The following is a 20874-nucleotide window of genomic DNA, read 5'->3' as shown; positions in this document are numbered from 1 at the left end:
CGCCGCCTCGTCGAGGCCGCCCACGACGCCGACCCGCGCCCCCGGCGCCGCGCGCAGCACGGCGTCCACCGCCACCACGGCCGCCGCCGCGCCGTCCGCGCCCTCCGGCACCCGCACGCGCGCCTCGACCCGCAGCGGGCCGGCCAGGGACAGGCCGTGGCCGCGGGCCGTCGTCGCGGGGATGCGCGAGGCCAGGACGAGCGCCTCGCGGGCCTTCACCCGGGCGGCCTCGGCGGCGTCGCCGCGTCCGCCGAAGTCGGCGCCGGCCTGCCACGCCACCGCGTCCGGCGCGTGGCGCAGCGCCGCCCCCACGCGCCACAGCCGGTGCGCCAGCTCCCAGTCCTCCCCGCCGTAGCCCACGAAGGCGGGGTCGAAGCCGCCGGCGTCCTCGTAGACCTCGCGCGCCACCGCGAGCACGGCCGAGATGACGTACCGGTAGCCGGTGGAGTCGGCGCGGCGCAGGCCGTCCGTGGCCCGGTACCCCTCGCGCAGCCAGGCCGGCTCGGCCAGGCGGGCGTCCGCGGGCACCTCGTCCCCGGGCCGCCAGCCCTCCGCCCAGGCCCGCTCCAGCCAGGCCTCGGCCAGGTGCCGCCGCCGGCCCACCACCGCGGCGTCCCGGGGCGCCGCGGCCACCGCCGCCAGCGCCGCGGCGAGGTACCCGGGCTCGGGGAGCATGTCCCCGTCGAGGAAGGCGAGCACGTCCCCGTCAGCCGCCTCCGCCCCGAGCGCCCGAGCCGCCGAGGCGCGGAACCCGCGGTCCTGCTGGCGCACGGTCACCACGTCGAACGGCAGGCCCGGGTCCACGCGGGGCGGGACGGGCGAGCCGTCGTCGGCCACCACGAGCTGCAGCCCCCCGGTCAGGCCGCGCTGGGCCGCGAGCGCGGCCGTGAGCCGGTCGAGGTCCGCCTGGGCCCGGTAGTAGGGCACCACCACGGAGACGGCGGCGCTCACGTCCACCTGTGCACGCGGCGGAGCACGTCGAAGAGCATCCGCGCGCAGTCCTCGGCGCCGGGCGAGAGGTCCACGCCGGGGCCCAGCCACGTGCGCTCGGGGTCCTCGACCGCTTCGGCGATCGCCTCGGCCATCGCGAAGGCCGGCGACCCGTTCGGGTGCACGAGCCGCAGGGTGCCCGGTCGCAGGCGCGCCATCTCCTCCGTGTAGCGGCCGGCGGAGGCGATGGCCCGCCGCCCCACCGAGGTCCACGCCGCCAGGGACCCGGACGCGGACACGTTGCGGTGCGCCGCGAACGGGATGCCCGCCGAGAGCAGGGCCGCGTCCGCGAACTCGTCCGGCACGAACCCGGTGACGCGGAACTCCAGGCCGCGCGCCTCGGCGTCGCGGGTCAGCTCCGCCACGAGGTCGTCGTGGCCGGCGCTGACCGGTCCGAGCGCCGTCAGCCGGCGCGGCGCCCCGGAGTCCGGGCCCCACTGGCGGTGCAGCTCGGTGAGGGCCTCCAGGGCGAGGGCGTGCCCCTTGCCCGGGTAGACGAAGCCGAAGAGCACGACGTCCTGGTCGAGGCCGGCCATGCTCTCCGGCACCACCGGCTCGGCGCGGGCGGCCGCGGCCCGGCGGTCCTCCACGGGCAGCGGGACCACGTCCGCGGCCACGTCCACCAGGTCCGCCAGCAGCGCCCGCTCGTGCTGCGAGGAGACCACGACGCCGGCCGCCGCCTGGGCGAGCCGCGCGTACGCCTCGCCGCGGCGGCGGTAGCGGCCGTCGCCCTCGGCGGGCTGCGGGATGTCGTGCAGGGTGAGCGTGGTGCCCTCGGGCAGCACGTCGACGAGCAGGTCCGCGGCGGCGGTCGCGGTGGGGCCGAACAGCGCGTCCGTGACGTCCAGGTGCACGGCGGCACCCAGCGCGCGCGCCTCCTCCAGCAGGGGCACGAGGCCCCGGAACGCCGCGACGTCCTCCGCCGTCAGCAGCTCCACCTCGGCGCCCACCCGACGGAGGGCGGCGGCCGTCTGCCGACCGTGGCGCACCACGCCGTGCTCCGGCGCGCCCACGGTCACGTACAGCACACGTCCCTGCGGCTGCGAGTCCACGTCCACGATCCCCTTCACCTGCGGCGGCGCTCCTCGACGCGGCGGCGCGCCGGAACGGACAGGATGCCGCTGCTCCGATTCTCCGATCCTGCCCTGACAGACTAGATTTCGCGACCCCCGGCCCGGGACGGGGACACGCCGCCCGCGCGGCATCGCATCCCCCAGGTCAGGAGGCCCTCCCCCGTGAGCATCACCGTCCAGCACGTGCCCGCGCAGCACCCGTACACCCGCGCGATCCGCCCCCTCGACCCGGGCGCCGCGCCGGACGTGGAGTTCCTGGCGGACCCGCCGGTGCCGGGCGCGCCCGCACACCGGTGGTGGCCGCCCCGGGCCCTGCGCGCGGAGTGGCTGGCCGAGCACCGCCCGGACGTGCTGCACGTGCACTTCGGCTTCGAGCACTTCAGCCCCGCCCAGCTGGCCGCCGCCCTGGACGCGCAGCACGCGCACGGGGGCGCCGTCGTCGTGACCGTGCACGACCTCGAGAACCCGCACCTGACGGACCAGGGCCCCCACCGGGACCGCCTGGCCGTGCTGCTGGGCCGCGCGGACGCCGTGCTCACGCTCACCCCCGGCGCCGCGGCGACCCTCGCCCGCGACTACGGCGTGCGCGCCCTCGTGGTCCCCCATCCGCACATCGTCCCGCTCGAGGACCTCGTGGCGCAGGGCGACGACGACGCCCCCGGCCTGCTGCCCCCCGACGCGTCCGACGAGGGCGACGGCGCGGCCGCCCCCGCCCGCCTGCTGGTGCACGCCAAGGACCTGCGGGCCCAGGTGGCCCCGGTGGCGCTGCTGCCGGTGCTCGCCGCCGCCGTCGGGACTCTGGCCGACCGCGGTGTCGACGCGCGGGTGACCGTGGAGGTCCAGGACACCGTGCAGGACGAGGACGCCCTGGCCGCGCTGCGCGCAGGCTGCGCCCACCACGGCTTCGAGCTGTGGCAGCACGACCGGCTCGACGACCCCGCCCTGCACGCGCTGCTGCGCGACGTGGACGTGTCCGTGCTGCCGTACCGCATCGGCACCCACTCGGGCTGGGTGGAGATGTGCCGGGACCTGGGGGTGCCGGTGGCCGTCGCGGACATCGGGCACATCGCGGACCAGTCCGGCGCCTGGTTGACCCCCGACTCGCTCGCCGCGTTCGACCCGGAGGACCCCGACTCCCTCGCCGACGCGCTCGAGACGCTGGTGCGCGCCCGCGCGCGCACGGCCCCCGCCGACCCGGCCGCCCGGGCCCGGCAGCGCCGTCGCGTGGCCGCCGCCCACGTGGCCGTCTACCGCGAGGCCCTCGCCCGGGCGCGCGGGGCACTGCCGAGCATGTCCGTGCTGGTCATCACGGGGCACCGGGACGAGCACCTGGCCCGCGTGATCGCCGGGCTGGAACGCTCCCACCGCCGCCCGGACCAGGTGGTCGTGGTCTTCATGGGCCAGCCGGACGGGCGCGTCCCGGCCACGGACCTGCCCGTCACGGTGGGACACGTGGCCGCCGAGGCGGGGCTGCCGCTGGCGCAGGCCCGCAACCGCGCGGCCGAGCTCGCCACCGGCGAGATCCTCGTCTTCCTCGACGTGGACTGCACTCCCGCGGCCGAGACCGTCGGCGTGCTGGCCACCGAGGTCGCGGCCCACCCCGGGTCCGTGGTGATGGGCCGGCCCCGCTACCTGCGGCCGGGCTGGACCTGCGCCGTCGAGGAGGCCGACCTGACCTCGCATCGCGCCGACGCCCTGCTGCGCCGCCTCTCCGTGCCCCACCGGGCGCGCGCGCACCTGACCGCCGGCCCCTCGGACGAGTGGCACCTCGTGTGGACGCTGATCCTGGCGCTGCGCCGTGCGGACCTGGCCCGCATCGGCGGTTTCGACGCGGGCTTCACCGGCTACGGCGCCGAGGACACGGACCTGGCCTTCCGCGCCCGCGACGCCGGCCTGACGCTGCGGTTCAGCCCCGCCGAGGCGTTCCACCAGCACCACGGGGTGATGACCCCGCCGCTGCACCACCTCGAGGACATCCTGGTCAACGCCCGCCGCTTCCGGCAGGTGCACGGCCGATGGGCCATGGAGGGGTGGCTGCGCGCGTTCGCGGACGCGGGGCTGATCGCGTGGGACCCCGAGGGCGAACGGCTCGAGCTGCTGCGTCACCCCACGGAGGCGGAGCTGACGGCCGCCCGCCGCGACGACGCCGCGTACTGAGCGCCGTGACGGCCGGGGGCGTGCCGGACTCAGCCCAGGGCGCCCTCGATCGCCGCCTCCCAGCGCCGCCGGTACTCGTCCGGCGCCACGAGCAGCAGGCCCGCGAGCCGGTCGGCGGCGGCCGGGTCGGCGAGGGCGCCGCGCACCGCGCCGGCCCAGTCGGCGTCCGGGTCCTCCCACGCGCACCACGGCACGCCCGCGGCCCGGTGGATCTCGCGCACGAACACGCGCTGCTCGTCGAACGGCCGCGGCTCGGGGGCGAGCACCACGGGGCGGCCGGAGCGGGCGGCGTCCACCACGGCGTTGTGCCCGGCCGAGACCACCACGACGTCGGCGTCCGCGGCCCGGCGGGCCGGCGCCTGGACCCAGCCGTGCAGCGTCACGGTGGCGGGCATCGCCTCTGCCGCGAGCCCGCCCGGCGCCTCCGGCTCGCCCACCCCGGCGATCGGGCCGTACACCTCCCACGTCGCCTCCGGCACGGCGGATGCCGCCCGGGCCAGGTCCGCGGCCCGCACCCCGCCGCCGCCCGTCCCGGCGATCACGGCGACGCGCGGGGCGGCGCCGGCGGACGCCGTCGTCGTGGCGCGCGTGCCGAGCCGGCCGGTGACGTCCGCGACCCCGAGGTAGGTGACCCGGTCCGCGTGGGCGGCGCGCCAGGCGGGGACCTCGAGCTCGGCGGCGTAGTGGGCGAAGAGGCCGTCGGCCTCGGCGTAGACGAGGGCGTGCGCGGGGTCGGTGCGCTCGCCGTGCATGCGGCGGTGCAGCACGGGCCAGCCCGCCAGGCGCAGGAACAGGGCCGCCTCCACGGACACGTCCACCACGCACACGTCCGGGTCCACCCGCCGCGCCGCCGCGTGGAGGGCGTCGAAGCGCGCCCGGATCTCGGGCCCCACCGGGGACCAGTGCAGGGGCGAGCGCGCCGGCTGCTCGTGGCCGGGCACGAGGTCCGAGGGCAGCGGGATGACGGGGACGTCCGCGGGCAGCAGTTCGGCCGCCCGGGGGTGGGCGGTCACGACCGTCACGTCGAACGCCCCGGTCGACGCCAGGCCGGCGGCGTGCCGCAGGTGCCCCGCCCCGTGCTGGTGGGCGTAGTAGAGGACCCGCCTGCGGGCCGGGGCCATCAGAGGGACTCCAGGCCCGCCGCGTCGGCGGACGGGCGCGGGACCTCCTGCGGGTCGAACCCGTACGCGTCCTCGGCGGCGGCGAGGTCGCGGGCGTCCTCGGCGGCCTGCTCGAGCAGGTCCACGTAGCCCTCCACCATGGTCTCCGCGCTGAACCGGCAGGCCCACGCACGCACGCGTCCCCGGTCCTTGCGGCGGGCGTGGCGGATCGAGACCGCGAGCTCCTGCGCCGTGTGGTGCACGGCCAGCGCGCCGGCCTGCGGGGCGACGATCTCCCCCATCGCGCCGCTGAGCAGCGCGGCCACCGGCACGCCGAGCGCCATGGCCTCGACCACGGCGAGCCCGAACGGCTCGGCCCACAGGGGCGTGGCCAGGAAGACCTCGCCCGTGGCGAGCATGTGCGGCAGCGTCTGGTGGTCGAGGTGGCCGTGGTAGACGGTGTCCGGGCCGAGCCGCGGCACGACCTCCCGGGCGTGGTACTCCTCGTCCGAGATCGGCCCGGCGAAGTGCAGCTCCATGCCCGCTATCCGGGCGGCGTCGATCGCCACGTGCAGGCCCTTCTCCGCCGTGATCCGGCCGGACCACACGGCGCGGCCGCGCACGGGGACGGCGTCGGAGACCCAGTGGTGCAGCTCGATCCCGTTGGGCACCACGTCCACGCGCGGCAGCCGGTGCTGCCAGGCCAGCGCGTTCGACGCGGACACCGAGGCCCACCGGTGGTGGTGGGGGGCCGTCCAGTCCGGGGCGTCGACGACGGCCAGCACCTCCGCCAGCGTGGCCGGCGTGTGCAGGACGGTGACCATGGGGCGGGCGCGCAGCAGCTCGAGCGGCGCCGGGGAGAGGGAGTTGTTCAGGACGGCGTCGGAGTCGTCGTCGAGGATCAGCGCGCAGGCCCGGCGGGCGGCCGCCTCGCGCACGCGGGCGCCCGCGCGGCCCGGGCCGGCGCCCTCGGCGGGCAGCACGGCGACGACGTCGCCCGGCAGCCGGGTGCCCTCCCGCGCGTAGACGGTGACGTCGTGGCCCCGGCGCACGAGGTGCTCCACGGTCATGGCCGTGTGCATCTCCAGCCCACCCTCGTAGGGCGAACGGATGGGGTGGAGCATGTGGGTGAGCACGCTGATGCGCATCGGCGTCCCCTTCCCGGCCCGGGCCGGGCCGAACGGCCCCGTGCGGGGCGGCAGAAGCGCGACTGACCTGCGGTGAGACGACCGCATCACGTCGGCGCTGACGTACCCCGGCACTGTAGACACCCGGGGGGTCCCCCCGGAAGCGCCGGCCCCCCCTCCCGGGGGTGAGTGCAGGGCAGGCGCACACGCCCCCGTCACGAGAAAGTCCCGGCCCGCGACCTCGAGGATCGCGGACCGGGACGGTCCGTGGAGCTAAGGGGAATTGAACCCCTGACCTTTTCATTGCGAACGAAACGCTCTACCAACTGAGCTATAGCCCCAGGTCATGCCCTCCCGCGGGAGCGCACCGGACCATCATACGCCCGACGCCCCCGATCCTCCAATCCGGCGGCCCCACGCGGCGACCACGCCGAGCACCACCCCCGCCAGATCCGCGACGACATCCACCGGGTCCCCCGTCCGCAGCGGCACCCACGCGTGCTGCACGAGCTCGCTCACCGGCGCGTGCACCGCGAACGGCAGCGCCCACCATGCGCTCCGCCCCCGCCACACGGCGAGGAACGCGGGCAGCGCGAACACGGCCACGTGGATCGCCTTGTCCAGCCCCGGCACGGCGAACCCGGCCTCCGGCACCTGCTCGCCCGGCAGGTACAGCACCACCAGCTGCACCACGACGGCGACGGCCAGCGCCGCCGTCAGGGCGCGGCGCCGTCGTCGGGAAGCGGGGGCGGAGGGGGCGGCCGGGGGGCCGGAGGGAACGGTCATCCGCCCATTCTGTCCGGCTTCCGTGCCGGGCACTCACGGTCCCCGCCCTGCTGAAAAGGATCTATGTTTTTGCCATTTCTGCGCCGACCATGTGATGATCGCGCCATCCGGGTGGGCTCGTTCCGCCAGGATGCCGGTGTTGACAGCGCCGCCCAGGGCCGAGGGACCGCGATGGCTTGAGCAGAGAGCTCGCCGTTCGTGGGCTCGGGACCCGGCGGGATGCCCTCCACCTCCCCGGCCCCCCTGGCCGCGACGTGATCGGTACGCCACCCTCCGCCCTGCGGAGCCGTGCCCTGACCGGACCGCGCCGGGGGATCGGGACGTCCGTAGTCACTCGTGCGAAAGGAAGTTCGATGCCGCCCTCCCAGGACGCAGCATCCCTGACCCAGCTCGGCGTGATCGGGGTGATCCTGCTCGTCGTGCTGTTCTACGGCGGGACCATGATCATGTCCGTGGTCATCTCCAAGAAGAAGGAGAACGCCGACGCCTACATGACGGCCGGCAATCAGATCGGCTTCGGCGTGTCCGCCGCCTCCATGACGGCCACCTGGATCTGGGCCGCCTCCATGTACGCCTCCGTGACCGCCGGCTACACGTACGGCGTCTCCGGCCCCCTCCACTACGGCCTCTGGGGCGCCCTGATGATCCTGTTCATCTACCCGTTCGGCCGCCGCATCCGCGCGGTCGCGCCGCGCGCCCACACCCTCGCCGAGGTCATGTACGCCCGGCACGGCCGCTCGTCGCAGCTCATGCTGGCCGGCTCCAACGTGCTCGGCTCCGTCATCTCCCTGACCTCGAACTTCATCGCCGGCGGCGCCCTGATCTCCCTGCTGTCCCCGCTGTCCTTCGGCGCGGGCATCCTGATCGTGGCCGCGGGCGTGCTGCTGTACACCCTGTGGTCCGGCTTCCGCGCCTCCGTGCTCACCGACTTCGCCCAGGTGATGGCCATGCTCGGCGCGACCGTCATCATCATCCCCGCCGTGTTCTTCGCCGCGGGCGGCCCGGGCATGTTCCAGGCCGGCGTCGAGGCGGGCCACGTCACGGCCCAGCAGCAGAGCTTCTTCTCCTCCGAGGCGTTCATGAACCAGGGCGCGCCGTACATCGCCGCCGTGCTGGCCTACGCGATCGGCAACCAGACCATCGCCCAGCGCCTCTTCGCCGTGCGGGAGGACCTCATCAAGCCCACCTTCGTCACGGCCACCCTCGGCTACGGCGGCACCGTGATCGGCGTCGGCATGCTCGGCGTCATGGCGCTCTACCTGGGCGTCGAGCCGCTCGACGGCGACGTCAACAACCTCCTGCCGCAGATGGTCGCCGACCACCTGCCGCTGGCGCTCGTGGCCCTGGCGTTCCTGATGATCATCGGCTCGCTGTCCTCCACCGCCGACTCGGACCTGTCCGCCCTCTCGTCGATCGTGATGACGGACGTCTACGGCCAGTCGGTCGGCCGCCAGAACGCCGACCCGAAGACCATGCTGCTGATCGGCCGCATCACCATGATCGTGGCGACGGCGGCGGCCCTGTACTTCGCCACCGCCAAGTTCGACATCCTCGACCTGCTGGTCTTCGTGGGCGCCCTGTGGGGCTGCCTCGTGTTCCCCGTGATCGCGTCCTTCTACTGGGGCAAGATCACCAACGTCGCGTTCACGGCGTCCGTGCTCGCCGCGCTGGCCGTGTTCCTGCCCGTGCGCTTCGAGTGGATCCCGATCGAGGGAGCCTGGGCGTTCGTGGTGGAGACCCTCGCGATCCTCGGCGTGGGCGTCGTGCTGGGCATCATGTGCTTCGGCTTCTTCGGCCTGCGTCCGGCGGTCGTGGTCGGCGCGATCGCCTCGGTCGTGATGCTGTTCCTCGGCTACGGCTTCCTGCGGGACTACGCCACCCTCACGGGCTCGCTCGTGGCCTACGCCGTGTCCTTCCTCGTCTGCTGGGGGCTGTCCGTCCGCTCCGGCCAGGACTTCGACTTCGACCGGATCGCGCGCGTGACCGGCGACTTCGACCCCGCGACCGAAGACCTGCCGCAGGTCGAGCGCGCCTCGGCCCCCGCGTCCTGATCCCCCGTCCCCCGACTCGCAAGGAGCATCCGCATGACCGTCGGTCTGACCCTGTACGTCCTGATGTGGCCCGTCCTCGTGCTGGCCGTCCTCGTCTCGATCGCCCGCGGCTTCTTCGCCGACTGGGCCACGGCCCGCCGCGAGGGCCGCTCGATCATCTGAGGTGTGCGCCGGGGGCGGCCCGGCCACGGGAGCGGCCCGGATCAACCGTTCGGGCGATGCCCCGGGCAGGGGCCGCTCCCTAGCGTGGAGGGCATGATGCGCCACTACTACGCCGCCCTGATGTACACCGTCCTCGGCCTCGCCTCGGGCCTGTTCTACCGCGAGTACACCAAGGCCCACGAGTTCACCGGCACCACCGAGCTCGGTACCGTGCACACGCATCTGCTGGGCCTGGGGCTGACCGTGACCCTGGTGGTCCTCGCCCTCGACGCGGTCTTCGGCCTGACCGGCCGCGGCCCGTTCACCTGGTTCTTCTGGCTCTTCCACCTGGGCGTCCTGGTCACGTCCGTGATGATGGCCGTGCGCGGCGTCCTCACCGTGGACGGCCTGACCCCCGCCGAGACCTCGGCCGCCATCCCGGGCATCGCCGGACTCGGCCACATGCTCGTGACCGCCGGTCTCGCGCTGCTGTTCGTCGCCCTGTACAGCGGTGTGCGCGAGCGACAGGCCCGCCTCGAGACGGGCCGCGTCGGCGGCGCCGTCGTCGGGGGGGCCTGAGCCGCCCGACCCCTGCTCGGCCGCGCCCGCGTCAGCGAGCGCGGTCGAGCAGGATCACGTCCAGGCGGCGCGGCCCGTGCACGCCTTCGACGCGCTCGAGCTCGATGTCGCTCGTGGCCGAGGGCCCGGAGATCATGGTGATCGGCGCCGTCGCCTCCACGCGGGCCAGCGCCTCCGGGAAGAGCTCCACCACGGAGTCCAGCGGCACGATGCACACATGGTGGTCCGGGACCAGGGTGATCGCCCGGCGGCCCTCGTCCGGGCGGCCGCTGAGGAAGATCGTCCCGGTCTCCGCGCAGGAGACCGTCGAGGACGTCACCACCGCGTCCACCTCGTTCAGCGCGTCCACGCTGAGGGGCTCGCGCTCGCCGTCGTGGGCGCCGCGGACCGCGGCCCGCTCCCCCGTATGGCCCACCGCGGGCTCCGTGATGCGCTCCCGGCCGGCCCCGCGGGAGTCCGCGGGGAGCCAGTCGGACTCCAGACCGGCCGGCACCACGTACCGGGCGTCCGGGCCGAGCAGCTCGGCGATGGCCGCGGCCACCGTCTCCTCGGTCTCGTCCCGCACGGAGGCCCGGTAGTCGATCAGCCGATCGCGCAGCATCTCCACCACCTCGGCCCGGTCCCGGGAGGAGGTCCGCCGGTAGGTGCGCTGCACCGGGTCCGCGACCGGGCCGTCCGCCGTCGCCTCGCGGATGCGCCGCAGGATCTCGGCCTTCGCCTCGCTCATCGTCCGTCCTCCTCGACGTGCTCGTCCTCCTGGCGGTCCGACCCGGCGACGCCGTCCAGGGCGGTCCGGTGCTCGGTCTCATCCTTGTGGCGGGCCCACCAGTTGCGGAAGGACTCCCGCGGGGGCGCCGGCACATCACGCTCGTCGGTCCACCCGCCGGCGATGCCCGGCAGCCAGCCGAGCACCCGGTCCGGCCCGGCCGCGACCCGGCCCAACCCCAGGCCCCGCTCGGCCAGCGACATGCGCCGACCCGAGGACATCACCACGGAGGCGCCCTTCATCGCCACGTCCATCTGCGAGGGCGTGACGGACTCCACCGTCGCCTTGGCACGGGCCAGGGGGCCGGCAGCGGCGTCCTCCTCCGTGCGCCGGGCCTTCCGGGCGGCGTGGGTGGCCTGCACGTCCTCGTCCCGGAGGTGGATGAGGATCGAGGGGATGTCGATGGCCACGGGGCACACGTCGTAGCACGCGCCGCACAGCGTGGAGGCGTAGGGCAGGGTGCCGTTCTCCCCCGCGTCCACACCGGTGAGCTGAGGGGAGAGGATCGCGCCGATCGGGCCCGGGTAGACCGAGCCGTAGGCGTGGCCGCCGGTCTGCTCGTACACGGGGCACACGTTCATGCACGCCGAGCAGCGGATGCAGTGCAGCGCGGAACGGCCCTTCGGGTCGGACAGCACCGCGGAGCGGCCGTTGTCCAGCAGGACCAGGTGGAACTCCTGGGGGCCGTCGCCCTCGGTGACGCCCGTCCACATGGAGGTGTACGGGTTCATCCGCTCGCCCGTGGACGAGCGCGGCAGCAGCTGCAGGAACACCTCGAGGTCCTCGAAGGTGGGCACGAGCTTCTCGATGCCCATCACGGTGATCAGCGTCTCCGGCAGGGTCAGGCACATGCGGCCGTTGCCCTCCGACTCGACGACGGAGAGCGTGCCCGTCTCGGCGACGCCGAAGTTCGCCCCGGAGATCGCCACCTTCGTGCTCAGGAACTTCTCGCGCAGGTGCCGGCGTGCGGCCTCGGCCAGGTCGGCCGGCTCGGAGGTGAGGCTCTCGTCCGTCTCCGGCATCTCCCGGAGGAAGATGTCCCGGATCTCCCGGCGGTTGCGGTGGATCGCCGGAACGAGGATGTGGCTGGGCCGATCGTGGCCGAGCTGGACGATGAGCTCGGCCAGGTCCGTCTCGACGGCGGCCACACCGGCATGCTCGAGCGCGGCGTCCAGGCCGATCTCCTGGGTGGCCATGGACTTGACCTTGATCACCTCGTCCACGCCCTTGGCGGTGACGAGCTCCGTGATGATGCGGTTGGCCTCGGCCGCGTCCCGGGCCCAGTGCACGACGCCGCCGCGCGCGGTGACCTCGGACTCGAGCCGCTCCAGGAGCGCGGGCAGGTCCGCCATGACGGACTGCTTCAGCGCGGAGCCGGCGGCGCGCAGCTCCTGCCAGTCCGGCAGCTCCTCGACGACGCCGGCACGCTTGGCACGGATGGTGTGCGTGGCCCGGCGGATGTTGGCGCGCATCTGGTCGTTCCCCAGCTGCTCGCGGGCAGACTCGGGGAACGGGGTCTTCAGCAGGATCTCGCCCTCGCCGTGGACGGGGCGGACGGTGGGCATTCCCAGGCGCACGCGGGTGGGTGCGGTGCTCATCGGCGAGCCTCCTCGACACGGGCGGACGGTCCGCGGCGGACGCCGGCGGACGCGGGGATGGACAGTTCGACGGGGCCGTCGACCTCGAGCGGGTTCTCCCGGGTGGCCGCGAGGATCTCGGCGAGGTGGACGGTGCGCAGCGGGCGGCCGTCCTGGCCGCGCGCCTCTCGACGGTGCATGGCCCCGTCCAGGTGGAGCAGGCAGGAGGCGTCGCCGCCCGTGCAGAGGGAGGCGCCGGACGCGGTGATCTTCTCGATCTTCTCCTCCGCGATGGCGGCGGAGACGCCCGGGTTCTTCAGGGAGAAGGTGCCGCCGAAGCCGCAGCACTCCTCGGCGTCCGGCAGCGGGCGCAGGTCGATGTCCGCGACGGTGCGCAGCAGGTCCTCCTGGCGCGAGCCCAGGCGCAGCAGGCGCATGCCGTGGCAGGAGGGGTGGTAGGTCACGGTGTGCGGGAACCAGGAGCCGAGCTGGGCTCCGGCGTCCGTCACGCCGAGGACGTCCGTGAGCAGCTGGGACAGCTCGAGGGTGCGGGAGGCGACGACCTCGGCGTCGCGGGCCAGCCCCTCGTCCCCGCCGGAGCGGGCGACGTCCGGCTGCTGGTGGCCGAGCGAGGCCACGCAGGAGGCGGAGGGGGCGACGGCGAGGTCGTAGTCGGCCTTCATGAAGGTGCGGACGTGGTTGCGCACCACGGGCAGGGCGTCCTCCATGTATCCGCTGTTGACGTGCATCTGCGAGCAGCAGACCTGGCCGGGCGGGAAGACCACCTCATGGCCGAGCCGCTCGAGGATGCGGACGGTGGCGAGGGCCACCTTGGGGTACATCGCGTCCACGATGCATGTGGCGAACAGGGCGATTCTCATGCCGGTCTCCGTTCCGGACGGGGCGCCTGGGGCGCCGTGCGGTGCGGCAGCACACGGGTGCCGTAGTGGTCAGACCATATCATGCCAGCCCCTTGCAAGGTGACTGCCCTCACAGTACGCTCCTTGGTCTGACCACAGTGGTCCGACCATCACCGGCCCGACCGGATCCCGCCCCGTCCCCTCGCCCACCGGGAGACCCCCGTGCACACCTTCACCCCCACCCCCGATGCCGCCGGCAGCGTCGCGCTCTCCGCCGCGCTCGGCGTCCTGCCCCTGCTGACGTTCTTCGCCACCCTCCTCGGTCTGCGCCTCAAGGCCTGGCAGTCGGGGCTCGCCGCGCTCGTGGTGGCTCTGCTCGTGGCCGTGCTGGGCTTCCACATGCCGGCCCACCTGGCGGCGCTGGCCGCCGCCCAGGGAGCGACCTTCGGCCTGTTCCCGATCGTCTGGATCGTCGTGATGGCGCTGTGGTTCTACCAGGTCACCGTGCTCTCCGGGCGATTCGACGACATGCGCGCGATCTTCGACTCGCTCGGCGGCGGGGACATCCGCATCCAGGCCGTGCTCATCGCGTTCTGCTTCGGCGGCCTGCTCGAGGCCCTCGCCGGCTTCGGCGCCCCCGTCGCCATCACGGCCACCATGGTGCTGGGCCTGGGTGTGCCCCCGCTGCGGGCGGCCACCGCCGTGCTGCTGGCGAACACCGCGCCCGTGGCCTTCGGCGCCGTGGGCACCCCCATCACCACCGCGGGCACGCTCACCGGCATCCCCGCCACGCACATCGGCGCGATCGTCGGCCACCAGGCCCCGTTCGTGGCCGTGTTCGTGCCGTTCCTGCTCGTGTTCATCATCGACGGGCTGCGCGGCGTGCGGCAGACGTGGCCGGCACTGATCGTGATCGGCACGAGCTTCGCCGTCGCCATCTGGCTGGCCTCGACCCACTTCTCCTACGAGCTCACCGACGTCGTGGCCTCCCTGGTCTCCCTCGCCGCCGCCGTCCTGCTGCTGCGCTTCTGGCGGCCGCGCGGCGCCGAGGAGGCCCGCCAGCGCCTCGACGCCCCCGCCCGCGCGGCGGCGCAGGACCTCACCCCCGGCCGGATCTTCATGGCCGTGCTGCCCTACATCGTGGTCGTGGCCGTGTTCGCCCTGGCCAAGCTGGTCCCCTCGATCACCGCGGCCCTGAACTCCGCCACCGCCAAGATCCCGTGGCCCGGGCTCGACGGGCACCTCGTCGACGCCTCCGGCGCGCCCCTGGCGAGCACCGTGTACAAGTTCGAGTGGCTGGCCTCCCCCGGCACGCTGCTACTGATCGCCGGCCTGATCATGGCCGTGGTCTACTCCCGGTTCGACCACGACGGCCGGTTCCCGCTCTCGGTGGGGAACGCGCTCGCCGAGATCGGCCGCTGCTTCGCCCGCATGCGCTGGTCCGCCCTGACGATCGTGATCGTGCTCTCCCTGGCCTACGTCATGAACTTCTCGGGCCAGACGGTCGCCATGGGCACGTGGGTGGCCGGCCTGGGCGCGGCCTTCGTGTTCCTGTCCCCGGTGCTCGGCTGGCTCGGCACCGCCGTGACCGGCTCGGACACCTCCGCGAACGCCCTGTTCTCCACCCTGCAGCAGACCGCCGCCACGAACATCGGCGCCGATCCGGCCCTGCTGGTGGCCGCCAACACCTCCGGCGGCGTCGTGGGCAAGATGATCTCCCCGCAGTCCCTGGCGATCGCCGCGACGGCGGTCGGCATGGAGGGCCGGGAGTCCGAGATCCTGCGCCGCGTGGTGGTGTGGTCGCTCGTGCTCCTGCTGGCGGTGTGCACGCTCGTGTACCTGCAGTCCAACGTGCTGGCGTGGATGCTGCCGGCGGCGGGCTGACCGCCTGCACCACCCGAGCGGGGCGGCGTCCATCGGTAGGATGGACGGTCGCCGCCCCGCCCCCTCGGAAGGTCCGTCCATGACCGCTGCCCCCGCCTACACCATCGTGCTCGACTGGCTCGAGGCCGAGCTGCGCTCCGGCGCCGTGGTCGTGGGGGACAAGCTGCCCGGCGAACGCACCCTGGCCGAACGCTTCGGCATCTCCCGGGCGTCCGTGCGGGAGGCCACCCGGATGCTCGAGGCCATGGGCCTGATCCGCGCCAGCGCCGGCTCCGGGCCGAACTCGGGCGCCGTCGTCGTCTCCGAGCCGTCCGCGGCGCTGGGCTGGGCGCTGCGCCTGCATATCGCCACCCGGTCCCTGCCGATGGCCGACGTCGTCGCCGCGCGCGTGCTCCTCGAGACCGATGCGGCGCAGGCGGCCGCCGCCACCTCCGGCGACCCCGAGAGCGTCGCCGTCCTGGCCGAGGTGGAAACCCTGCTGGACCGGATGGACGACCCCGCGCTGCCGGAAGAGGACTTCCACCTGCTCGACACCGAGTTCCATGTGCGGCTGGCCACCCTGGGCGGGAACGTCGTGACGGCGATGATGCTGGACTCCCTGCGCCAGGCGACCATCGGCTACGTGACCGAGACCGTGGCCGGGCTGTCCGACTGGCCCGCCGTGCGCGCCGGCCTGCAGGCCGACCATCGGCGGATCCTCGCCGCCTCCGCCGCCGGGGACGGCCGGGCGGCCGCGCAGGAGCTGCGGGAGCACGTCCTCGGCTTCGCCGCCCTCGCCCAGACCGGCAGGGTGCCCGCCGGCGGCTGAGCCGGCGGACGGATCCGGCGGTTCAGGCGGTAACGCCGTGCACCAGGGCGCCCACGCCCACGGCGGTCAGCGAGCCCAGCGCACAGCAGAACTCCACGAGCATGCCCACACCCATGGCCGTGAGCGCGCCGATCGAGCTGCTCAGGGCGGCCCGGGCGTCCCGGGTGCGGGCCCACTGGGAGGCGAACAGGCCGACGGCGAAGCCGAGGAACAGCCCCACCACCGGGATCACGAAGAACCCGACGGCGGCGCCGGCCACCCCCCACAGGATCGGGCCACGGGTGACGCGTTCACGCCGCAGCCGCCGACCGGTCAGCACGGCGGACGCGCTCAGCCCCGCCACGGCGAGACCGGCCGCGATGACGCCGAACGTCCAGGACGCGGGGGACCCCAGCAGCGCGGCCCACCCGAGAGCCGTCACGAGGTTGAGCAGCGAGCCGGGCAGGACGGGGTACACGGTGCCCACCAGCCCCACCAGGAGCAGGAGCACGGCCACGAGGGAGATCAGCGCGGGAGTCACCTCACCAGTATGACGGGACGGGCACCGCGCTGACGGCGACATGGGCGATCGCGCAGCGGCCCTCGTGCCCTCGCCGGAACAGGCCGGATCGGTTAGATTCGCCGCATGTTGGTCGCCGTGCCCACCGAAGTGAAGAACAACGAGTTCCGTGTCGCCCTCACGCAGGGCGGGGTCCAGGAGCTGGTGCGCGCGGGCCACCAGGTCCTCGTGCAGTCGGGGGCCGGCGTCGGCTCCGGCGCCTCGGACCAGGACTACCGCGACGCCGGTGCCGAACTGGTCGACGACGTCGACGAGCTCTGGCAGCGCGCGGAGCTGGTCCTCAAGGTCAAGGAGCCCCAGCCGGAGGAGTACGGCCGCCTGCGCCGCGGCCAGGTCCTCTTCACCTACCTGCACCTGGCCGCCTCTCCCGCGTGCACGCGGGCGATCCTGGACGCCGGCACGACGGCGATCGCCTACGAGACGGTCACCCGCGGTCGCTCCCTGCCGCTGCTGGCCCCCATGAGCCAGGTGGCCGGCCGCCTGGCCCCCGCCGCGGGCGCCTACCACCTCCTCCAACCGCAGGGCGGCTCGGGCGTGCTGATGGGCGGCGTGCCCGGCACCCGCCGCGCCCGGGTGGCCGTGATCGGCGGAGGTGTGGCCGGCGAGGCGGCGGCCGTGATCGCCGCGGGCATGGGCGCGGACGTGACCGTCCTGGACATCTCCCTCGAGCGGCTCGCGCAGCTGGACGCCGTCCACCAGGGCCGGATCCGCACGCTGGCCTCGTCCCACCTGAACATCGGTGAGACCGTGGCGGACGCGGACCTCGTGATCGGCTCCGTGCTGATCCCCGGCGCCGCGGCCCCGAAGCTGGTGACCGCCGAGATGGTGGAGTCCATGCGGCCCGGCTCGGTGCTGGTGGACATCGCGATCGACCAGGGCGGCTGCTTCGAGAACTCGCGGGCCACCACCCACCAGGACCCGACGTACCTCGTGGGGGACAAGATCTACTACTGCGTCTCCAACATGCCCGGCGCCGTGCCGCAGACCTCCACCTCGGCCCTGACCAACGCGACGCTGCCCTACATCAAGCGCATCGCCGACCTCGGATGGCGTGCGGCGCTGGCCGCGGACGAGGGCTTCGCCGGGGGCCTCAACGCCCACGACGGCGCGCTCACCCTGCCCTCCGTCGCCACGGCCGTGGCCGACGAGCTCGGCCTGGACCCCCAGAAGGACGTCCGCGTCACCTCCGAGGTGCTCGCGGAGGCCTGAGCCCCGCGCCCGTCGCGCGCGGGGCCGGCCGGCCGCTCAGAGCCCCGCGAGGAACGCCCGGTGGAAGGACCAGTCGCCGGTCACCTCGGGATGGAAGGCCGTGGCGAGCAGGTGGCCCTGCCGCACGGCCACGGGCAGCCGCGTGTCGCCGTCGCGCCCCGGGTCCGCCGCGGGCACGGACAGGCGCGACGCCGGCACGCTCGCCAGGACCTCGACGCCCTCCCCCGCCTGGACGACGGCGGGGGCGCGGATGAACACGGCGTGCACCGGCTCCGCCGCGACCGCGGGGATGTCCAGGTCCTCCTCGAACGAGTCCACCTGCGCGCCGAAGGCGTTGCGCCGCACGGCCACGTCCAGCACGCCGAGCCCGCCCTGATCCGGCGCCGGGTTGCGGATCTCGCGGGCCAGCATGATCAGCCCCGCGCACGTGCCGTAGGCGGGCAGCCCGTCGCGGAGGGCGGCGATGAGCGGGTCCTTGAGCCCCATGATCCGGGCGAGGCGGTCCATCACGGAGGACTCGCCGCCGGGCAGCACGATGCCGTCCAGACCCTCGAGGTCCGCGGGGCGGCGCACGGGGCGCGTGCGCGCGCCGAGGGACTCGAGCACGTGGACGTGCTCCCGCACGTCGCCCTGGAGCGCGAACACGCCGACGGTCTTCTGTGGACTCACCAGCCGCGCTCGGCCAGGCGGTGCGGGGCGGGCAGGTCGCCCACGTTGATGCCCACCATGGCCTCGCCCAGGCCGCGGGAGGCCTCGGCGACCGCCATCGGGTCGTCGAACTGGGCGGTGGCCTTGACGATGGCGCGGGCGCGCTCGGCCGGGTTGCCGGACTTGAAGATGCCGGAGCCCACGAACACGCCGTCGGCGCCCATCTGCATCATCAGGGCCGCGTCGGCCGGGGTGGCCACACCGCCGGCGGTGAACATCACGACGGGCAGGGCGCCGGTCTCGGCGACCTCGCGCACCAGCTCGTACGGCGCCCGCAGCTCCTTCGCGGCCACGTACAGCTCATCCTGGGCCAGGCCCTGGAGCTGGGCGATCTCCTTGCGGATGGTGCGGATGTGCTTCACGGCCTCGGAGACGTCGCCGGTGCCGGCCTCGCCCTTGGACCGGATCATGGCCGCGCCCTCGGTGATGCGGCGCAGGGCCTCGCCGAGGTTGGTGGCGCCGCACACGAAGGGCACGTCGAAGTCCCACTTGTCGATGTGGTTCACGTAGTCCGCCGGGGAGAGCACCTCGGACTCGTCGATGAAGTCCACCTTGAGCGCCTGCAGCACCTGGGCCTCCACGAAGTGGCCGATGCGCGCCTTGGCCATCACGGGGATGGACACGGCCTCGACGATGCCGTCGATCAGGTCGGGGTCGGACATGCGGGCCACGCCGCCCTGGGCGCGGATGTCGGCCGGGACCCGCTCGAGCGCCATGACGGCCACGGCGCCGGCATCCTCGGCGATGCGCGCCTGCTCCGCGTTGACGACGTCCATGATCACGCCGCCCTTCATCATGTCCGCCAGGCCGCGCTTGACGCGGGTCGTGCCGGTGCCGCGGGCGCCGTCGTCGGCGGCGGAGGCGGTGGAGGCGGAGAAGCTGCGGGCGCGCTCGTCGCTCATGGTGGTCCTTCCGAAGGGGTGGCGGCCCCGGCCGCGGGGCGGCTGGCCGGGGCGAAGACGCGGTCAACTCTAGTCCCCCGGCGGCGAAGCCCGGCCCGCGTCACGGACGACGACGTCACCCGGCCCCGTGCCGGCGCAGCGTGCGGCGTCGGCGCCACACGACCAACGCGGCCACCGCCGCGAGGAGCAGCACGAGGGCGAGGGCGCCCCGGCCCTCTCCGAGCGCCGCGCCGATGACGGCCCACACGACGGCCATCCCGACGGTCCCGTACACCAGGCCCCACAGGAACGTGCCGAGCGCGGCCGCCGGCAGGAACCGGCGCCAGGGCATGCGGGCGACGCCGGCGGAGCCGATCACCGCCGTCTGGATGCCCACCGTGAGGTAGCAGAACGGGATGGCCCACACCCCGTGGCGCTGGATGAAGCGCTGGGCGCGGACATAGACGGGCCCCTCCATCACGCGGGCGAACCAGCGGGTCCGCTCGACGCCGGAGGCCAGCCCCCGCCCGAGCGAGAACACGATCAGGGTGCGCAGGATCGCCAGCATCCAGAAGAACCCGATGGACCACAGCAGCGGCAGCCCGTCGATCCACGCCATCATGGGCGGAGCCACCCGTCGGTGCGGGGACTCATGCGCGCGCCCCGGCCGTGCTCACGCGTTCCAGAGCCCGTACGAGTCCGCGAGGTCCGCGATCTTCTGGGCGCGCAGCACGCGGGGCAGGTACGAACCGTCGCCGACGGCGGTGCCCTGCGCGTGCTTCTCGAGCAGGTCGCGGGCCCACGCGAGCTCATCCTCGGACGGGGACATCGCCCGGTTGACCCAGTCCACCTGATCCCGGTTCAGGACGAGGCGGCCGGTCATGCCCATCGAGGCGGTGACGGCGCTGGAGTCGACGACCGCGTCTTCACCGTCCGTGTTGCCGGGCGGTCCGTCGATCGCCCCGGGCAGACCGCCCACGCGGGAGGCGATCACCATGCGGGAGCGGGCGTAGGCCATGGCCAGCGGGTCCTCGCCGACGCCGACGTCCTTGCGGAAGTCGTTCACGCCGAAGGCGAGACGGAACGTGCCCGGCGCCTTGGCCACGGCCGTGGCGTTCTCGATGCCCAGGGCGGACTCCAGCAGGGCGATCACCGGGGTGCCGGCGCGCAGCCGCATGGCGGTGAACGTGACCTGCTCCGGCTCCTCGGTCTCGGCCAGCACGACGCCGCGCACGCCGTCGAGACCCGTGAGCGCCTCGAGGTCCCGCTGCCAGTGGTCCGTGGAGGTCGCGGAGATGCGCACCCACGCCGTCATGCCGCCGGAGAGGGCGTCCACGACGTGCTGGCGGGCCGCGTCCTTCTGCTCCTCCGGCACGGCGGCCTCGAGGTCGAAGATGACGGAGTCGGCCTCGGAGGCCAGGGCGGGGGCGAACGCGTCGGGGGTGGCCGCGTTGACCAGCAGCCAGGAGCGGCTGAGCTTGGCAGGCAGGGCGGCGGCGCGACGGTTCCTCACGGGCATGGCCTCCAGCCTAGCTGTTGTGGGTCATGAGGTTCTTGCCACGGGGTACGGGCTGAGATGAGACGAGCGGGCCTCTCCCGCAGGATGGAAGTTCCTCAA

The 20874-nt window shown here is 74.3% G+C and carries 20 protein-coding genes and 1 tRNA gene; 7 read left to right on the top strand and 14 right to left on the bottom strand.

The genetic code is table 11. From position 1 onward, the window contains the following. On the bottom strand, positions 1-951 hold a 951-nt coding region (locus AUV08_RS05700; protein WP_231865119.1), incomplete at its 3' end, for a glycosyltransferase. After that, on the bottom strand, positions 948-2060 hold the full coding sequence (locus AUV08_RS05695; RefSeq protein ID WP_061867497.1) for a hypothetical protein: 1113 nt from the start codon (positions 2058-2060) through the stop codon (positions 948-950). The genes AUV08_RS05695 and AUV08_RS05700, both read right to left, overlap by 4 nt. A 165-nt stretch (positions 2061-2225) precedes the next feature. Between AUV08_RS05695 and AUV08_RS05690 the strand changes: the two genes are divergently transcribed. After that, the gene (locus AUV08_RS05690; protein ID WP_061867498.1) at positions 2226-4220 is read left to right on the top strand and encodes a glycosyltransferase; all 1995 of its coding nucleotides are present in this window, start codon (positions 2226-2228) and stop codon (positions 4218-4220) included. Between the two features lie 29 nt (positions 4221-4249). Here AUV08_RS05690 and AUV08_RS05685 read toward each other — a convergent pair whose 3' ends face one another. The 4 genes from AUV08_RS05685 to AUV08_RS05670 all read right to left on the bottom strand — a co-directional run bounded on the left by AUV08_RS05685 (position 4250) and on the right by AUV08_RS05670 (position 7233). After that, positions 4250-5341 (bottom strand): glycosyl transferase, encoded by a 1092-nt coding sequence (locus AUV08_RS05685; protein WP_061867499.1) that lies wholly within the window; start codon positions 5339-5341, stop codon positions 4250-4252. Beyond that, positions 5341-6468, bottom strand: coding sequence for a glycosyltransferase (locus tag AUV08_RS05680; RefSeq protein ID WP_060775474.1), 1128 nt, complete (start codon positions 6466-6468; stop codon positions 5341-5343). The genes AUV08_RS05685 and AUV08_RS05680 overlap by 1 nt, the downstream gene beginning before the upstream one ends. 247 nt (positions 6469-6715) lie before the next feature. Then, positions 6716-6788 (bottom strand) — tRNA-Ala (locus AUV08_RS05675). A gap of 34 nt (positions 6789-6822) precedes the next feature. Beyond that, complete coding sequence (locus AUV08_RS05670) at positions 6823-7233, bottom strand: VanZ family protein (RefSeq protein ID WP_061873135.1); 411 nt, start codon at positions 7231-7233, stop codon at positions 6823-6825. Positions 7234-7586: 353 nt separating this feature from the next. Here AUV08_RS05670 and AUV08_RS05665 point away from each other — a divergent pair, with 353 nt between their 5' ends. The 3 genes from AUV08_RS05665 to AUV08_RS05660 all read left to right on the top strand — a co-directional run bounded on the left by AUV08_RS05665 (position 7587) and on the right by AUV08_RS05660 (position 10004). Further along, positions 7587-9284, top strand: a complete 1698-nt coding sequence (locus AUV08_RS05665; RefSeq protein WP_060775472.1) for a sodium:solute symporter family protein — start codon at positions 7587-7589, stop codon at positions 9282-9284. Positions 9285-9317: 33 nt separating this feature from the next. Then, positions 9318-9446 (top strand): putative transporter small subunit, encoded by a 129-nt coding sequence (locus tag AUV08_RS12185; RefSeq protein WP_002857926.1) that lies wholly within the window; start codon positions 9318-9320, stop codon positions 9444-9446. Positions 9447-9539: 93 nt separating this feature from the next. Then, entirely contained in the window at positions 9540-10004 is a 465-nt protein-coding gene (locus tag AUV08_RS05660; RefSeq protein ID WP_060775471.1) for a DUF2871 domain-containing protein, read from the top strand. Between the two features lie 31 nt (positions 10005-10035). On the opposite strand, the gene AUV08_RS05655 is transcribed toward AUV08_RS05660, so the two are convergent. The 3 genes from AUV08_RS05655 to AUV08_RS05645 are packed head-to-tail and all read right to left on the bottom strand — an operon-like array spanning position 10036 to position 13228. Then, complete coding sequence (locus AUV08_RS05655) at positions 10036-10731, bottom strand: LUD domain-containing protein (RefSeq protein WP_060775470.1); 696 nt, start codon at positions 10729-10731, stop codon at positions 10036-10038. After that, positions 10728-12368: a LutB/LldF family L-lactate oxidation iron-sulfur protein gene (locus AUV08_RS05650; protein WP_060775469.1), complete on the bottom strand. Its 1641-nt coding sequence runs from the start codon at positions 12366-12368 to the stop codon at positions 10728-10730. Before AUV08_RS05650 ends, AUV08_RS05655 begins: the two co-directional genes overlap by 4 nt. Further along, entirely contained in the window at positions 12365-13228 is an 864-nt protein-coding gene (locus AUV08_RS05645; RefSeq protein WP_061867726.1) for a (Fe-S)-binding protein, read from the bottom strand. Before AUV08_RS05645 ends, AUV08_RS05650 begins: the two co-directional genes overlap by 4 nt. Before the next feature lie 201 nt (positions 13229-13429). Between AUV08_RS05645 and AUV08_RS05640 the strand changes: the two genes are divergently transcribed. Continuing rightward, the gene (locus AUV08_RS05640; RefSeq protein WP_060775467.1) at positions 13430-15091 is read left to right on the top strand and encodes an L-lactate permease; all 1662 of its coding nucleotides are present in this window, start codon (positions 13430-13432) and stop codon (positions 15089-15091) included. A 79-nt stretch (positions 15092-15170) separates the two neighbouring features. Then, positions 15171-15899 carry a FadR/GntR family transcriptional regulator gene (locus tag AUV08_RS05635; RefSeq protein WP_036313468.1) on the top strand — a complete coding sequence of 243 codons (729 nt, stop codon included), beginning with the start codon at positions 15171-15173 and terminating at the stop codon, positions 15897-15899. A gap of 22 nt (positions 15900-15921) precedes the next feature. On the opposite strand, the gene AUV08_RS05630 is transcribed toward AUV08_RS05635, so the two are convergent. After that, a complete protein-coding gene (locus AUV08_RS05630; protein WP_036313469.1) occupies positions 15922-16419 on the bottom strand; it encodes a DUF456 domain-containing protein in 498 nt (165 codons plus the stop codon). Between the two features lie 105 nt (positions 16420-16524). On the opposite strand from AUV08_RS05630, the gene ald reads away from it, so the two are divergent. Beyond that, on the top strand, positions 16525-17667 hold the full coding sequence (gene ald / locus AUV08_RS05625; protein WP_060775466.1) for an alanine dehydrogenase: 1143 nt from the start codon (positions 16525-16527) through the stop codon (positions 17665-17667). Between the two features lie 36 nt (positions 17668-17703). Here ald and pdxT read toward each other — a convergent pair whose 3' ends face one another. From pdxT to AUV08_RS05605, 4 genes are all read right to left on the bottom strand, one after another. Further along, on the bottom strand, positions 17704-18336 hold the full coding sequence (gene pdxT, locus AUV08_RS05620; protein WP_060775465.1) for a pyridoxal 5'-phosphate synthase glutaminase subunit PdxT: 633 nt from the start codon (positions 18334-18336) through the stop codon (positions 17704-17706). After that, a complete protein-coding gene (gene pdxS, locus AUV08_RS05615; protein ID WP_060775464.1) occupies positions 18333-19277 on the bottom strand; it encodes a pyridoxal 5'-phosphate synthase lyase subunit PdxS in 945 nt (314 codons plus the stop codon). Before pdxS ends, pdxT begins: the two co-directional genes overlap by 4 nt. A 115-nt stretch (positions 19278-19392) precedes the next feature. Then, positions 19393-19878, bottom strand: a complete 486-nt coding sequence (locus tag AUV08_RS05610; protein ID WP_060775463.1) for a DedA family protein — start codon at positions 19876-19878, stop codon at positions 19393-19395. A 51-nt stretch (positions 19879-19929) separates the two neighbouring features. After that, positions 19930-20775, bottom strand: a complete 846-nt coding sequence (locus AUV08_RS05605) for a CoA ester lyase (protein ID WP_060775462.1) — start codon at positions 20773-20775, stop codon at positions 19930-19932. Positions 20776-20874: the final 99 nt, after the last annotated feature.

Source organism: Micrococcus sp. CH7, from assembly GCF_001595485.1.
In the GTDB taxonomy this organism is placed as follows: domain Bacteria; phylum Actinomycetota; class Actinomycetes; order Actinomycetales; family Micrococcaceae; genus Micrococcus; species Micrococcus luteus.
The sequence above is the reverse complement of the archived record's forward strand: the minus strand, read 5'-3'. Positions and strand labels throughout refer to the sequence as shown.